Raw genomic sequence first — 14,943 nt, 5'->3', positions numbered from 1 at the left:
ATACTATGAAAGAATAGTCGCATTGTGGATAGAAGGGGTGTCCAAATGACTCAAATGGATATGATTAAGAACGAACTGTCAGAGCACATCGGCAAACGCGTCATCGTCAAGGCAAATCGGGGAAGAAAGCGGATTGTGACTCGAAAGGGCATTTTGGAAGCGGTTTATCCCTCCCTCTTTGTCGTATCGATCAAGGCGGATGAGACATCGGATCGGAACATTTCCTTTACCTACTCCGACGTCCTCACCTCCACGGTACAGATCACGATCTTAGAAGACGACGTCGACGTAGCCGACTTAAAAATATCGTAAGCAAAAGCTCCGATCGCTCGGAGCTTTTTTTCTTGGAGGAAATGTGAGAGCATATGCAAAGATCAACGTCGGCCTTTGGGTGCGCCATCGGCGCGAGGACGGCTATCACGAAATAGAAACCATTTTTTTGCCCCTGGAACTACACGATGCGATTCAAATCGAAAAGGCGAAGCAATACCATGTAAAGGGCCCCCATTACGGCGAAAATGATTTGATGTATAAGGCGTATCGGGCGATGGAAGATCGCTACGGCCCGATGCCCATTTCCATAGAGATCGCGAAGCGGATTCCCGCAGGGGCGGGTCTCGCCGGCGGCACGGCGGACGGCGCGGCGGTTATGCGCGGCATGCGCGACCTCTATCTGCCGGCGGTCGAAGACGATACGCTACGAGAGATTGCGCGGCCCCTGGGGGCGGATTTTCCCTATTGCATCGCATCGCGCCCCGCCTTGGGAACGGGGATCGGCGACGAACTCACTTTCTTGGTTCCGGTTCCTTCGTATCCGCTGCTCCTGTTGAACCCCGGGTATCCGGTATCGACGCCCGTGGCGTATCAGCGCCTTTCTGCGGATCGGCGGGCGGGTTCTGTGGAAGAGAGCATCGCCTGCCTCGTCAACGGAGACATAGAAGGACTCGGGCGATATGCGGTAAACCACTTAAAGCCCGGGGTGGCCGCCTTCTGCCCCGAAGTCGAGTCGATGATCGCCGATCTCTACGCGACCGGCGCCGCCTTTGCCGATATGACGGGATCGGGGCCCACCGTATACGGAATTTTTGCCGACGAGAGGGCACGAGACCGATCCTATGCTATACTGAAAGCAAGATACGCCGCAGTGATTCGCACGAGAGTTCGGGGGGAGAGGGATGTATAGACTGGGCATACTGATCGCAGATATAACGGGGGCCTATATGGCGGCGAGAATTCGCCATCTGCGCCCGGATATAAACCTCACATTGCTCTACGATCCGGCGGCGGATTCGTCTTCCTACCGCGAAGAGAATGTGGCGCGCTTTCTCTCGATGGGGATCGAGCGATTTGTGTCTTTCTTGCCCGAAGAAAACGACTGGGAGCGCGACTTTTACCGTTATATCCGAGGTAAGAAAACAGCGACGCCCGCTCTGGGTACGGCGGCAGAAGATGTGGATATCGGCATTTTGATCCATACCATCGCCGATGGCCTCTTTCAGCGGAGCTATGTCCTCGATATCATCCGCGACTATGCGGATCGCCTGGGCGGAGAAGCGGACCGGCTGGTCTTGGGGTGCCCGGGTCTCAGTTACCGCGCGGACGATTTTCGGCGCATTTTCGGGGCGCGGGGCATCGCGATCGATGATCCGCTGGATGCATTTATGCGCACCTTGCCGAGGACTTCAACGGGCGGGGCGCTGCGCGCTTTTTGGACCGAGCGCAATTTTCCCTTGGAGCGGCGCATGACAGAGATTTTTGGCGAAGAAATTCGATTTCGCACCTACTATTCGCACCCGTGGCTTCGGGGCGAAGGGGGAAAGTGAGCATAAAAAAAGTACGGCATATGCCGTACTTTTTTTATATGTAGCCATGCACCCGACTTCGAATAAATTTCCCGTGCGTTACCGAAATAGTTAACTCAGAACAGGCGAATCTACGTCACATAGACTGACTTACTTAGTGCTGCTTCCGTCAAGACCTGACACGGTTCGCAAGCGCCTATTGCGTAGGACCCGCTCCTCAACATCACTTGTTTCGGGCAGACCACAAGAAAGATACCCTCGATCGGGAATTCAATCTTGCTGTAGCGGATTGCAAGTTACAGGGCACCGCTGATTCCCCATCTAGCATGGCAAACTTTTACTGGCGGAGAGAGGGGGATTCGAACCCCCGATACGCTATTAACGTATACCCGCTTTCCAGGCGAGCGCCTTAAACCAACTCAACCATCTCTCCGTGAGCAGTGATTACAGTAAATAATTATATGGCCCCGGAGGAAATTTGTCAAGACACTATTTCGATTTTGTTAAATCTGTGTGGATCTACGCGATCACCAGTCGCCTTCGACGGATACTTCGCCGGCGCGGAGGGTTACGCGACGCGTGCCCGCACGGACGATCAGATGGCCATTGTCGTCGATCGACTCCGCCACGCCGGTGGATACGATATCGCCTTCGGAAAAGCGGACCGTGCGGCCCAAGACCAGATTGTGGGTGCGGTATTCCTTGAGTATGTCGCGGGGGTCTGTAAGAAAGCAGGCGTGCAGCTCCGAGAGGAAATCCGCCGCCAATCGATTGCGATCGACCGCTGTACCGCGTAGGGAACCCGCACGAGGCAGTTGTTTGCGCTCGAAGGATTCCTGTGACGTGGCGGTGTTGATTCCGATGCCCACCACGACGGGACGGGAGGGGGCGGAAAAGTCCGCTTCGGTGAGGATGCCCGCAATTTTTTTGTGTGCGCTGTAGAGGTCGTTTACCCACTTAATTTCGACGGGCAGTTCGCTTTGACGGGCGGCGGCGCGGCGCGCGGCGACGGCGGCGGTAATCGTAATCAAATCCGGCCGTACATATACTTCGTCTTTGAGGAGGACCGACAGATAAAGACCGGTGCCGAAGGGGGAGTGGAAGGACTTTCCCACCCGCCCTTTGCCGGCGGTCTGTTTCTCGGCTGCCACAAAGGAATAGGAGGGGAGGGGCGTCTTTTTGTTTCTGCGAAAGAGTTCGTCGTTGGTGGAATCCACCGTTTGGAGCACGATCCCCTCTGCCGCCATGTCCTTCGGGGCGCGCATAGATCGAATCGTATCGGCGTCCAGGGGCGCATAGTCCGTATCGAGAAAGTAGCCCCGATTTGTCACGGCGACGATGCGGTAGCCCTCGTCTCTAAGCGCCTTTACCGATTGCCATACCGAGGCGCGGGTGATATGCAGCGATTCGGCGATCTCTTCGCCCGAGAGGAAGTCTTCGCTTTCTTTTAATTTCTTTAGGATGATGTCTTTGTTCGCCATTACGCCATCCCCGGAAAGTCCAATTGCCGCAGCGCCTCAAAGAGGATGATATTGACCGAGTTGGAAAGATTCAGGCTTCGGCCGAAATCCTTGAGCATGGGAATGCGGATGGCGTTTTCGAAATGCGCCTCGATCAGCGGCTCGGGCAGCCCCTTGGTCTCTTTGCCGAAGACAAGAAAATCTCCGTCTTGAAAGGATACGCCGGTATAGGGGCGCTCTGCCTTGGTGGATGCAAAGTAGAAGTTGTGGCCGCGGTATTCGTCGAGCACTTCTTCGATGCTGTCGTGATAGCGGATGTCGACCAGATGCCAATAATCCAGTCCCGCCCGTTTGAGATGGCGGTCGTCGGTAGAAAATCCCAGCGGGCGCACCAGATGCAATACGCTCTTGGTGAGGCCGCAACTGCGCGCGACGGCGCCGGTGTTGTGGGGGATTTCCGGTTCTACCAGGCAAATGTGTACTGTCATTGATTCCTCCAAAATGTATCGATTGCGCTCTGCATTTCCGCAGGGGAAGATACAGAGCGAATGTGCCAATGGTCGGGGAGCAGGGCGCGGATTGCCGGGTCGGAAAAACGGCGATCCAACAACAATAAGACGCCCCGGTCCGTTTCGGTGCGTATAATGCGGCCCGCCGCCTGCACCACCTTGATCAGGCCGGGATAGGTGTAGGCGTAGTCGAAGCCGTTATAGCCCTTTTCGTAAAATTGTCGTCGCAAGAGCTCTCTTTCGGGCGATATCGTGGGAAGCGCCAAGGTAAGGACGCTCGCGCCGGTAAGGGCCGTATCGGGCAGGTCCACCCCTTCGGAAAAGACGCCACCCATCACGCAATAGCCGTGCACGGGGGACTCGGCAAAGAAGCGCTGAATAAATGCCCGTCGCTCCCGTTCCGTCATGCCCGGGGTTTGGTCGTGCATGGCGTCTTCCCAGTCTTTGTTCTTTTCCGCCACCATATCCTTGTAGGCGTAGGAGGGGAAGAAGTGGATGTAGTTGCCCGTCTTGGATTCGCTGAGGATCCGCAGATACTCGCTCACTGCATCCAGGCTGCGCACGCGGTCTTTGTACTTCACCGAGATCTCGGGCGGGTGCAAAATCAGAAGATGCGCCGGATCGAAGGGCGACGGCGCGGCGTATTTTGCGGCGTCGTCGCCCGCGCCGAGGCAATGGGCGTGGTAGTCGAAGGGCTTGAGCGTCGCCGAAAAATAGATCGCGGAAAGAAACCGTCTACGTCGTTCGGCGAGCACCTGTTTCGCATCCAGACACAACAGAGCGAGGGCGCCCCGGCGGGGCACGAAGAAAGTGAAGTCATCCGCGTCGTAGTAGGAGAGGAGATTCTGCCAATCCAAGAGCATAAAATAGAGCTCTGTCAGCGTCTCGTCGGGCTCGCCCTTTACGGCGGCGAAGTACGACGCCAGCTCGTCGATCAGATTTTCGATCTGTATCGTAAGCGTTTTGGGAAGCGAAGTAAAGGCGCGATTCTCAGCCTGCGTTTCCGCCTCCAGTTTCTCTTGTACCGCCGTCGCCAGCCGTTTTAGGCGCGCGGTGGGATAGTCGATCCCGTCGAAATCTTCGACATTCAGTTTTCCCGAATACATATCCCGGCCCCTGTCACATAGATTGTGCGCCTCGTCGATTAAGAGCGCCGTCTTTCGGGTGCGCTTTCGGTCCTCCATCAGTCGCTCCAAAAAACTCTTGGGATGAAAGATGTAATTGTAGTCGCCGACCAGTACCCGCGCGAAGTTGCTCAGATCCAAGCCGAATTCGAAGGGGCAGAGCCGGTGTGTTTCGCTGTAGGTGCGAATCGTGTGGGCGTCGAAGATATTTTCGCGCTCGTAAATGTCGATAATTCCCTCGATCAGGCGGTCGTAGTGGCCCTTGGCATAGGGGCAGGCCTCGGGACGGCAGTCCGTCGTGTCGTTGAGACACGCCTTTTCCCGCGCCACCAGTTCTACGGATTTTGTGGCGAGGCCGTTTTCCTCCAGTAGCCGAAGCGTCTGAAAGGCGAGGTCTTTTTGTGTGGAGCGACCCGTCGCATAAAACACGGCCCCGGCGATGTCCTCGCCCACGGCCTTTATGGCGGGAAAGAGGGTGGCGAGGGTTTTTCCGATGCCGGTGGGTGCCTGAATCAGAAGGGCGCCCTTTTCGCGAATCCTTTGATAGACCGCCACCGAAGTCTCCCGCTGCCCCGGTCGAAAGCGGGGGTAGGGGAAGCGGAGGGCGCGCATAGAGGCGATTTCTGTTTCCGAAAAGGCGTCCAGTCGCTTCTGAATTTCCCAGTAGCGGTCGATGACGTCGAAGACAAAGCGCTCCAAATCCGACTTCTGAAAGACTTCCGTATAGGTAAACACCGCCTCGTCCTCGACGCGGATATAGCGAAGGCGCAGCCGCACCTCGTCTTTTTCTTCGTTTTTGCAGTAGAGATAGCCGTAGCACTTGAGCTGCGCCCAGTGGAGCGCGTTGGGGTGCGCGTCCAGCTCTTCTTTTGTCGCCGTGGTGGATTTGATCTCGTCGATTTCTCCCCCTTCCCGGTCGATGCCGTCCATGCGGCCTTCTAGGAGAATTTCGGTGCCGTCTTTGAAGAGCACGGTCGATATATCGACCTCCGATTCGAAGCGGGGCGGGTAAGCGTCTTGCAATTTTTGGTGGAGGCGAATGCCCTCGAGCGCCCGCCTGTGGGATAAGACGCCGCCGTCGATATCGCCGCTTCGCAGGGTAAATTCGATCAGTTTGCGTACCGACCAACGTAATTTCATAGGATCACCGTTTCCTATTATACTACGACGGCGTACTGTTGCGAATGCCGTACGCCGGATGTATAATACTCACACGGAGAAGGAGGCATTATGGACGTACAAGAGCGAAGAGAACTGATATATTACGGAAAGACCCTGATCGAAGAGGGGCTCGCTTTCGGCAGCGGCGGCAATCTGTCCGTTCGCTTGGACGGCAGCGAGAAATTTATGATCACCCCGTCGGGGATGGACTATTTTGCGATCAAAGAACGGGATCTCGTCGCCATGGATACCTACGGCAATGTGGTGGAAGGCTTTCGCACGCCCTCTTCCGAATGGCAGATGCACGCCGAGATCTACGACCGAAGAAGCGACATCCACGCGCTGATCCACACCCACAGCAAATATATTTCGGTTTTGTCCACCTTGGGCGAAGACTTACAGGCCATCAGCTATCTGATCGCCTCCTCCGGCACGTCGAGAATTCCCCTGGCTCCCTACGAAACCTTCGGAACGCCGGCGCTGGCGCGGTCGGCGGCGGAGCATTTGGGAGACCGTTCTAAGGCGGTCATTCTCGCCAATCACGGACTGATTGCCGGCGGAAAGACCTTAAAGGAGGCATTGGAGATCACGAAGGATCTCGAGTTCTGCGCCTTTTTGTATATCACCGCCCTTTCCACCGGAAAAGAGATTTCGTTTATTTCCGACGAAAAGATCGACGAGGTCATTGCGCGGGCCAAAGACTACGGGCAAAAATCGGAAAGCAATAAAAAGAGGAGATAATTTCGCACAAAAAAAGTCCACCCGCAGGTGGATCCTTTTTTTACCGCTTAGATTTCTTTTGCGTTTTCCCACAGACCATGGATGTTGCAGAAGGACAGGGCATAAACGGTACCCTTCTTTGCGCTCTTGAAGCAAGCTTCGACTTCGGGCTTGGTGAAGATTTTTTCTTCGCCATGTGCTGCGAATTCATAGCTGCCTACTTCGAAGGGAACGGAAGCGCCTTCGGGGGTAAAGAATACCTTGATCCATGCGATATGGTGTTCTAAGGTGTTGGGGTGCTCGATTTCGGAACCGACGGCTACTTTTACTTTAACTTCGCCGTTTTCGAAGGATGCTTCGATTTCGGGAACGTGTTTTTCATTTTTAAAGTCGCCGCTTTTTACGGTTTCGGTTAATTTGGCCATGTACAATTACCTCCCAGTAATACAACAGATCATTTTGTCCTACAATGCCCTTATACCCCGTAGACCATAAAAATTCACAATCAAAATATATTTATTATACGATACGATGGCAAAAACTATAAAATATACGCTAACTTCGGCATACATTTAGTATAATACAGTGGAGGTGATCTATGATTCAATTTGAAGCGACGACCAATATCGGCATGGAAGCCGTGGTAAAACGGGAAGTAGCAGCCTTGGGCGCAAAAGACATCCGCGTCGTCGACGGATTGGTGTCCATGGCGGGCACCATGGAAGATATGACGCGTTTCAATCTCTGTTTGCGTTCGGCAGAACGGGTACATTGGGTACTCGGGACCTTTCGGGCCGAAAGCTTTGAGGCGCTCTTCGAGGGCGTGTATGCGCTCCCGTGGGAGGAGATTTTGCCGAAGACGGCGAATTTCATCACCGAGGCGAAGAGCAAAAAATCCGCCCTGTTTTCCCTGTCGGACATTCAACGAATCAGCGAAAAAGCGATCGTCAAGAAATTGCAGACCCGCTACCAAACGGAGTGGTTTCCGAAAAACGGCGCCCGATTCCGCGTCGGCATACGCATTATAGACAATATGGCGACGATTTACTTGGACACCAGCGGCGACGGGCTCCACGACCGGGGCTATCGCAAGCGTTCGGTCAAAGCGCCTTTAAGCGAAACCCTGGCGGCGGGACTCGTGCAGCTCAGCTATTGGAATAAGGACCGCATTCTGGTCGATCCCTTTTGCGGAAGCGGCACCATCTTGATCGAAGCGGCGATGATCGCGCGCAACATTCCGCCGGGACTGAACCGCAGGTTCGACTTCGAGTACTGGAATTTAGAGGGTACCCGCTCCAAAGAGATCCGCCAGGAAGCATACGCGGGCATCGACTACGAGACGCCCCTCGAGATCTACGGGTTCGACATCGACCCCAAGGCGATCGAAGCGGCGCGCATCAATATCGACGCGCTGGGTCTTACCGACGACATTCGCCTGTTGGAAAAGGACATCGCGCGGTTGGATCTCGCCGGCGATTACGGCGTGATCATCACCAATCCGCCTTACGGAATGCGGATCGAAGACCGCGAATCGGTGATGGCCTTAAACCGCGAACTGGGGGCGCTGTGCCGCACGCTGAAGACCTGGAGCCACTACATCATTACCGCCGACGGCGGCTTTGAAAAGGGATTCGGGAAAGTCGCGGATCGCAAGAGAAAATTGTATAACGGAAATATAAGAGTAGACTACTACCAATACTACGGGCCCCGGCCGAGATAAAGTTTCGAGTGAGGTTTTGATGAAAGACAGTGATATTTTATCGGGTCAAATGGACATTAAGCTCTTAGATACCATGTCGGATTTGATCCGCGTCGTCGACGAGAACAACGAAGTCATCTTCGTCAACGAGGCGATGCGACGAGTCCAGGGCATGGATATCGGCTTGCTCTGTCCCGCCGGAGACGATGGCAATCCCAACGGTCTCTGCGATTTTCGCATGACCGCACGCTGTCTTGCGAGCGGAGAGAATATTCAGCGGGAGGTCTTATTCGAGGACAAATACTATTCCGTAAAGACAAACCCGATTCGCTCTTCTAAGGGAAAAATCGTGGGCGCCATCGAGGTCTTTCGCGACAAGAGTATGGAGAAAAACCTCCAGGTCGAACTGATCGAGAAGAATCGATCGCTGATCGAGGAACAAATGGCCGCCGCTAATATTCAACAGGCGCTCCTGCCGCGTAGGGGATATACCGAAAAGATGCATATGGACTTCTTTTACCGGCCGGCGGAGGTCTTAAGCGGCGACTTCTTCGACCTGCTCGAGGTCGACGAGCACCATACGGTGATCTACATCGCCGATACCGTGGGACACGGCTTCGCCTCCTCGATGGTCAATATGTTTATCTCCCAGACCATGCGGAATCTGGATCCCGAGATTTTGATCGATCCCACCGTCGCCATTGTAGAGCTCGGGGAGCGGTTTCGGGATCTGCATCTGCCGGAGACCATTTACTTTACCATGTTCCTGGGCGTCTATTGTGATACGGACCGCAGCTTTACCTACGTAAATGCCGGGCACGACTGCCCGCCGCTGTTAAAGCGAAAGAACCGGGTGCGGCTTTTGCTGAATTCGGGCTTTCCGGTGAGCCGCCTGGTGCAGGGCACCTTCTACGAATGCCGCAAGGCGTATCTGAAGCGGGGAGACGAGCTCTTGTTTTATACCGACGGCATCACGGAATGCAGGGACCAAAAACAGAGACAATTCGGTGTCGAAGCCTTGCGAGAACTCTTCTCCGGCGACGAACCGTCTATGTTAGAGCATATCGTTCATACTTTGGAAGACTATATTCACCAAGATATTGTCGACGACATGAGTTGTGTCTATATTCGCATGATCTAGGAGGTCGCTATGAAAGTACGCATCGGTTTGCACACAAACGAGCCCTTTACTTCGCATCGGCGCGAAGAAATTTTCGCCATCGTCGAAGCCATGCGGTCGAAAACCGCTCCGGGGGTGGAATTTACGGGTTGGCTGGACTATCCTTCGCGCACAATGGAAGAGGATGTGGCGGAAATCGAGGCCTATGCCGATAGGATTCAGGCAGAGCGCATCTTCGTGTTGGGAATCGGCGGGTCGTATTTGGGTGCGTATGCCGCCGCCTGTGCGCTGGATGCCGATGGGCTCTATTTTACGGGAAACAGCTTTTCGGCGGCAGATCTTTCCGATGCGCTGAATCGATACGACCCCGCGCGCGATCACGTGGTCGTAATCTCGAAATCCGGCTCCACCATGGAGACTGCCATCGCCTTTCGCCTGTTTTTAGAACGGGCGGGTGGTGAATCCGAGCACTTACGCCACTTTACAATCATCACCGATGCCCAAAAAGGCCCTCTACGCGATTTTGCGATAGAAAACGGCATTCGACGTTTCGTCGTGCCGGAAGACATGGGCGGACGCTACTCCGTACTCTCTCCGGTGGGTCTCGTTCCCATGGCGCTCGGGGGCATCGATATACGCGAGGTCTTACGAGGCGCTCGGGATATGGAAGCCGAATGCGCGAAAGATCCCGCCGAGAACAAGGCGGCGGAGTACGCCCTGTTTCGCGACGCGATGCGCAGAGACGGCAAAGTCGGGGAGATCTTTGCCGTCTACGAACCCAAGCTTATGGCGCTGGGCAAGTGGTGGCAGCAACTCTTCGGCGAGAGCGAAGGCAAAGACGGGCGGGGCATGATTCCCGTTCCCCTCGTCTATTCGGCCGATCTCCACTCCATGGGACAGTGGATTCAGCAGGGGCCGAAGACCTTCTTTGAGACCGTCCTCTTTATAGAAGACGGGGACGCCTCGCTCGCCGTGCCGGATCTCGACATGAAAGACGGCTTGAATGGCATTGCAAACAAAGCCATATCGGAAGTGAACCGCGCGGCATTCACCGGCACCCGCGCTGCCCACGAAGCGGGTGGCGTCGATACGGCGTCGTTGGTCTGTGAGAAAATGGACGCCTATCAATTGGGACGCTTCTTCTATTTTATGGAATACGCCTGCGCCTTAAGCGCCTACTTGGACGGCGTAAATCCCTTCGATCAGCCGGGGGTAGAAGATTATAAACAGGCGATGCGGGAGAGATTATAAACGCGCAAAAGAGATGGAGACATCTCTTTTTTTTGTCCTTTCGGAAAACGATGTACTCCAAATTGACAAATATACAACGAAGCGGGAAACGATTATTTTTATGTGTCGCGTCGCGGAGAATCGAAATAAAAAATCTTCGTGGTTTAAAACGGGGAGAATTACGGGAAAAATCGAAAAGGCGTTTCAAAGTCATGATTTTACATGGTAGCAAAGTGCATATAGAAAGGATACAATATAAATGAAAAATATTTCACGAAGATTTGCCGGAAATGGTTTACATTCTGCGCAAAAGGTTTATAATAGGATTTAGTTGGTGGAGCTATGATTGATACATTCAAGTCAATAGTTTCAGGCTGTTAGTTAAACAATAAATGAACAATCTAGGAAGATGAAGGAGGACTTGTAATGGATTTTGCAATGGACAAACAGCATCTGCTTCTGCGTCAACTGTACCGCGCATTTGCCGAAAATGAAGTAGAGCCGATTGCAGCGGAAATCGACGAAACAGAAGAACCGCCGATGGAAAATATCAAGAAAATGGCCAAAGCCGGCTTTTTCGGTATTCCCTTCCCCAAAGAATACGGCGGACAAGGGGGCGACTATCTGGCGTATGTCAGCTGCATCGAAGAACTGTCGAAGGTCTGCGGATCTCACGGCGTTATCGTTTCTGCACATACATCTCTTTGCGTAGCTCCTATTTTCGAAAACGGAACCGAAGAGCAAAAGAAAAAGTACTTACCGGATCTTTGCAGCGGTAAAAAGCTCGGCGCTTTCGGTCTTACCGAACCCAACGCCGGTACCGACGCTTCCGGACAACAGACCATCGCCGTTTTAGACGGAGACGAATATGTATTGAACGGCACGAAGATCTTTATCACCAACGCCGGCATCGCCGATATCTTCGTCGTCATCGCCATCACCGACAGAGAAGCCAAGGGCACCCGTGGCATCTCCGCATTTATCGTAGAAAAGGGAACCCCCGGCTTCAGCATCGGACAAGCCGAAAACAAGATGGGTATCCGCGCTTCTTCCACCTGTGAGCTGATTTTCGAAGACTGCCGCATCCCCAAAGAAAATATGTTGGGCCGCGAAGGCAAGGGTTTTGCCCTGGCTATGAAGACCTTGGACGGCGGTCGTATCGGTATCGCCGCACAAGCGCTGGGTATCGCACAAGGCGCCATCGATGAGACTGTACAGTATACGAAGGAAAGAAAACAATTCGGTCGCAGACTTTCTCAATTCCAAAACACCCAATTCCAATTGGCGGATATGCAAACCAGAACCGAAGCGGCTCGTTTGTTGGTCTATCAAGCAGCCGACAGCAAATCCCGCGGCGTGCCCTATAGTCACCTGGCGGCCATGGCGAAGTTGTTTGCGGCAGAAAACGCATCCGATGTAACCCGTCGCGCCGTACAGTTGTTGGGCGGTTACGGATATATCAAGGACTACCCGGTAGAACGTTTGATGCGCGATGCGAAGATCACCGAAATCTACGAAGGAACATCCGAAGTTATGCGCATGGTCATCTCCGGCTGGATGGGCGTAAAATAAGAGGAGGAAAGCACAATGAAAATTATTGTTTGCGTAAAGCAAGTACCGGATACCACTGAAGTTCGCTTGGATCCGAAGACCAATACTTTGATTCGTGACGGCGTTCCGAGCATTATTAACCCCGACGACAAAGCCGGCGTAGAAGCGGTTTTGCGCATTAAAGACGAATACCCCAACACCCACGTAACGGTTCTTTCGATGGGACCCCCGCAAGCGGAAGACGCATTACGCGAAACCCTCGCCATGGGCGCCGATGAAGCCATTTTGCTCTCCGACAGAGCATTCGGCGGGGCTGACACTTGGGCCACCTCGACCACGATCGCTGCCGGTCTCAAAAACGTCGGCGACTACGATTTGATCGTCACCGGACGCCAAGCCATCGACGGCGACACCGCACAAGTCGGTCCCCAAATCGCAGAACACCTGGGCCTACCCCAAGTGTCCTATGCAGAAGGTCTCGAACTGATCGACGAAAACACGATCCACGTAAAACGTCAATTCGAAGACCGCTACCACAAAGTAGAAATCAAGACCCCCTGTGTCATCACCGCACTCGCCGAACTCGCCGAGCCTCGCTATATGACCGTATCGGGCGTATTCGATGCCTATGAAAAAGACATCGCCGTTTGGGGATTGGACGACATTAAGGAACATCTGAATATCGACCACATCGGCCTGAAGGGTTCCCCGACCAAGGTCAAAAAATCCTATGCGAAGGAAGGCAAGGGTGCAGGTATTAAAATGACCGATCTGTCTGCCGACGAAGCAGCCAAAGCCATCGTCTCCAAGTTGGAAGAAAAGTTTATTATCTAAGATTGCCATACAGGGAGAGTGAATGAAATGAGCAAAAATGTCTTTATTATCGCCGAACAAAGAGACGGTGAATTACAAAAAGTCAGCACGGAACTGATCGGTAAGGGACGCCAACTCGCCGACGACCTCGGACAGGAAGTCTATGCGGTCGTTTTGGGCGAAAACATTAAAAACCTCGCCGATATCTGCATTTCCCACGGTGCGGACAAGGTCATCGTCGTCGACGATCCCATGTTGAAGGAATACGTAACCGAGCCCTATGCAAAAGCCGTATTCGAAATCATCAAAAAATACGAACCCGAAATCGTGCTCTACGGAGCGAGCTCCATCGGCCGCGACCTGGCACCGAGACTCGCTGCGCGGATCCACACAGGTCTGACCGCAGACTGTACGGGACTGGATATCGACGAAGAAACCAAATTCCTCAGAATGACCCGTCCGGCATTCGGCGGAAACCTTATGGCCACCATCGTCTGCGAAGACTTTAGACCCCAAATGGCGACCGTACGTCCCGGCGTTATGCAAGCTTTGGACAATGACGAAAATCGCAAGGGCGAAGTGATCGTAGAAGACATTCAATTTACCGACGCCGACATGAACGTCAAGATTCTCGAAGTCGCAAAAGACGAAAAGAAGAAGATGGACATCACCGAAGCGAGAGTGCTCGTATCCGGTGGACGCGGTATCGGCGGCCCCGAAGGATTCGAAAATCTGCAAGAACTCGCAGACCTTATGGAAGGGGAAGTTTCCTCCTCTCGTGCGACTGTCGACGCCGGCTGGATCGAAAAAGATCGTCAAGTCGGACAAACCGGTAAGACCGTTCGCCCTGACGTTTACTTTGCCATGGGTATTTCCGGCGCTATCCAACACTTGGCGGGCATGGAAGACTCCGGTCTGATTATCGCCATCAACAAAAACGACGGCGCACCGATCTTCGAAGTGGCGGATTTGGGTATCGTCGGCGATATCAACAAGATTCTGCCGAAACTCGTCGAAGAATACAAAAAGGCAAAAGCCAGAAAAGAATCCATTTAAGTTTTATATTCATCAAGAATACATCCTTTTTTTGGGGAGACCTCCGGGTCTCCCTTTTTTTATTGTTCGATTTCCCTTGATCCGGGGCGAAATATATGATAACATTCAATATTTTATTCACTTGTGGTACAATAGATAGGTAGACATTCCGGTAAAGGAGGTACCTATGTTTGAAATCGGAGATAAGATCGTCTATCCGATCCACGGAGCAGGCGTGATCGTCGACATCGAGAGCAAAGTGATTTTGGGGGAAAAGAAGGAGTACTATGTCCTAAAGATCCCCGTTAACGAGATGCGCGTACTCGTGCCCGTAGGAAGTATGGATGAAGTCGGGGTGCGCGAAATCAAGACCCCGCAGGAGATGCACGAAGTACTGGATGTCCTCAAGGACCCTTCGAAGGAAGACATGCCTTCCAATTGGAACCGCCGTTATCGATTCCATCAGGATAAGATTAAGACCGGTGACTTAAAAGAAATCGCCAAGGTCATCAAAAACCTTGAATCTCTGGATATGGAAAAGTCCCTATCCACCGGAGAGCGAAAGATCCTGAATAATGCTCGCCAGATTATCCTTTCCGAGATGGTATTGGTCTACGACAAGACCTTCGACGAAGTCGTCGATATCGTCGATACGACCATGAAAGAGGGTTGTCTGAAAGACGCCGGCAATGCCTGATCCCTATTACTATAGAAAGAAA

15 protein-coding genes, 1 tRNA gene and 1 other RNA gene are annotated in these 14,943 nt (G+C 53.3%); 11 read left to right on the top strand and 6 right to left on the bottom strand.

Annotated elements, in window-relative coordinates; translation table 11 throughout:
- The first annotated feature begins 45 nt into the window (after nt 1-45).
- The 3 genes from EL294_RS05240 to EL294_RS05230 are packed head-to-tail and all read left to right on the top strand — an operon-like array spanning nt 46 to nt 1,823.
- Nucleotides 46-312 (top strand): Veg family protein, encoded by a 267-nt coding sequence (locus EL294_RS05240; RefSeq protein ID WP_126465632.1) that lies wholly within the window; start codon nt 46-48, stop codon nt 310-312.
- Between the two features lie 43 nt (nt 313-355).
- Nucleotides 356-1,183 (top strand): 4-(cytidine 5'-diphospho)-2-C-methyl-D-erythritol kinase, encoded by an 828-nt coding sequence (gene ispE, locus EL294_RS05235; RefSeq protein ID WP_126465631.1) that lies wholly within the window; start codon nt 356-358, stop codon nt 1,181-1,183.
- Complete coding sequence (locus EL294_RS05230; RefSeq protein ID WP_126465630.1) at nt 1,176-1,823, top strand: hypothetical protein; 648 nt, start codon at nt 1,176-1,178, stop codon at nt 1,821-1,823. Before ispE ends, EL294_RS05230 begins: the two co-directional genes overlap by 8 nt.
- Before the next feature lie 44 nt (nt 1,824-1,867).
- On the opposite strand, the gene ffs is transcribed toward EL294_RS05230, so the two are convergent.
- The 5 genes from ffs to EL294_RS05205 form a co-directional block, all read right to left on the bottom strand.
- Nucleotides 1,868-2,132: signal recognition particle sRNA large type (gene ffs / locus EL294_RS05225), an RNA gene on the bottom strand.
- An 11-nt stretch (nt 2,133-2,143) separates the two neighbouring features.
- Nucleotides 2,144-2,235 (bottom strand) — tRNA-Ser (locus EL294_RS05220).
- Between the two features lie 94 nt (nt 2,236-2,329).
- Nucleotides 2,330-3,283: a biotin--[acetyl-CoA-carboxylase] ligase gene (locus tag EL294_RS05215; protein WP_126465629.1), complete on the bottom strand. Its 954-nt coding sequence runs from the start codon at nt 3,281-3,283 to the stop codon at nt 2,330-2,332.
- Nucleotides 3,283-3,750 (bottom strand): tRNA (cytidine(34)-2'-O)-methyltransferase, encoded by a 468-nt coding sequence (locus EL294_RS05210; RefSeq protein WP_126465628.1) that lies wholly within the window; start codon nt 3,748-3,750, stop codon nt 3,283-3,285. The genes EL294_RS05215 and EL294_RS05210 overlap by 1 nt, the downstream gene beginning before the upstream one ends.
- Nucleotides 3,747-6,035 carry a helicase C-terminal domain-containing protein gene (locus tag EL294_RS05205; protein WP_126465627.1) on the bottom strand — a complete coding sequence of 763 codons (2,289 nt, stop codon included), beginning with the start codon at nt 6,033-6,035 and terminating at the stop codon, nt 3,747-3,749. Before EL294_RS05205 ends, EL294_RS05210 begins: the two co-directional genes overlap by 4 nt.
- 90 nt (nt 6,036-6,125) lie before the next feature.
- On the opposite strand from EL294_RS05205, the gene EL294_RS05200 reads away from it, so the two are divergent.
- Nucleotides 6,126-6,797 carry a class II aldolase/adducin family protein gene (locus tag EL294_RS05200; protein ID WP_126465626.1) on the top strand — a complete coding sequence of 224 codons (672 nt, stop codon included), beginning with the start codon at nt 6,126-6,128 and terminating at the stop codon, nt 6,795-6,797.
- Between the two features lie 47 nt (nt 6,798-6,844).
- Here EL294_RS05200 and EL294_RS05195 read toward each other — a convergent pair whose 3' ends face one another.
- Entirely contained in the window at nt 6,845-7,201 is a 357-nt protein-coding gene (locus EL294_RS05195; protein WP_126465625.1) for a desulfoferrodoxin family protein, read from the bottom strand.
- Nucleotides 7,202-7,374: 173 nt separating this feature from the next.
- On the opposite strand from EL294_RS05195, the gene EL294_RS05190 reads away from it, so the two are divergent.
- The 7 genes from EL294_RS05190 (at nt 7,375) to EL294_RS05160 (ending at nt 14,921) form a co-directional block, all read left to right on the top strand.
- On the top strand, nt 7,375-8,496 hold the full coding sequence (locus EL294_RS05190; protein ID WP_126465624.1) for a THUMP domain-containing class I SAM-dependent RNA methyltransferase: 1,122 nt from the start codon (nt 7,375-7,377) through the stop codon (nt 8,494-8,496).
- 19 nt (nt 8,497-8,515) lie between these two features.
- Nucleotides 8,516-9,616 (top strand): SpoIIE family protein phosphatase, encoded by a 1,101-nt coding sequence (locus tag EL294_RS05185; RefSeq protein WP_126465623.1) that lies wholly within the window; start codon nt 8,516-8,518, stop codon nt 9,614-9,616.
- Between the two features lie 9 nt (nt 9,617-9,625).
- On the top strand, nt 9,626-10,846 hold the full coding sequence (locus tag EL294_RS05180; RefSeq protein WP_126465622.1) for a phosphoglucose isomerase-related protein: 1,221 nt from the start codon (nt 9,626-9,628) through the stop codon (nt 10,844-10,846).
- Between the two features lie 405 nt (nt 10,847-11,251).
- Entirely contained in the window at nt 11,252-12,397 is a 1,146-nt protein-coding gene (locus EL294_RS05175; RefSeq protein ID WP_126465621.1) for an acyl-CoA dehydrogenase, read from the top strand.
- A gap of 15 nt (nt 12,398-12,412) precedes the next feature.
- On the top strand, nt 12,413-13,210 hold the full coding sequence (locus EL294_RS05170; protein WP_126465620.1) for an electron transfer flavoprotein subunit beta/FixA family protein: 798 nt from the start codon (nt 12,413-12,415) through the stop codon (nt 13,208-13,210).
- Nucleotides 13,211-13,237: 27 nt separating this feature from the next.
- Entirely contained in the window at nt 13,238-14,245 is a 1,008-nt protein-coding gene (locus tag EL294_RS05165) for an electron transfer flavoprotein subunit alpha/FixB family protein (protein ID WP_126465619.1), read from the top strand.
- Between the two features lie 166 nt (nt 14,246-14,411).
- Nucleotides 14,412-14,921, top strand: coding sequence for a CarD family transcriptional regulator (locus tag EL294_RS05160; RefSeq protein ID WP_126465618.1), 510 nt, complete (start codon nt 14,412-14,414; stop codon nt 14,919-14,921).
- The last annotated feature ends 22 nt before the right edge of the window (nt 14,922-14,943 follow it).

It is taken from the genome of Aedoeadaptatus ivorii, assembly GCF_900638585.1.
GTDB lineage: Bacteria > Bacillota > Clostridia > Tissierellales > Peptoniphilaceae > Aedoeadaptatus > Aedoeadaptatus ivorii.
Note: the sequence above shows the minus strand (reverse complement) of the source record. Positions and strands in the feature narration are given on the sequence as shown.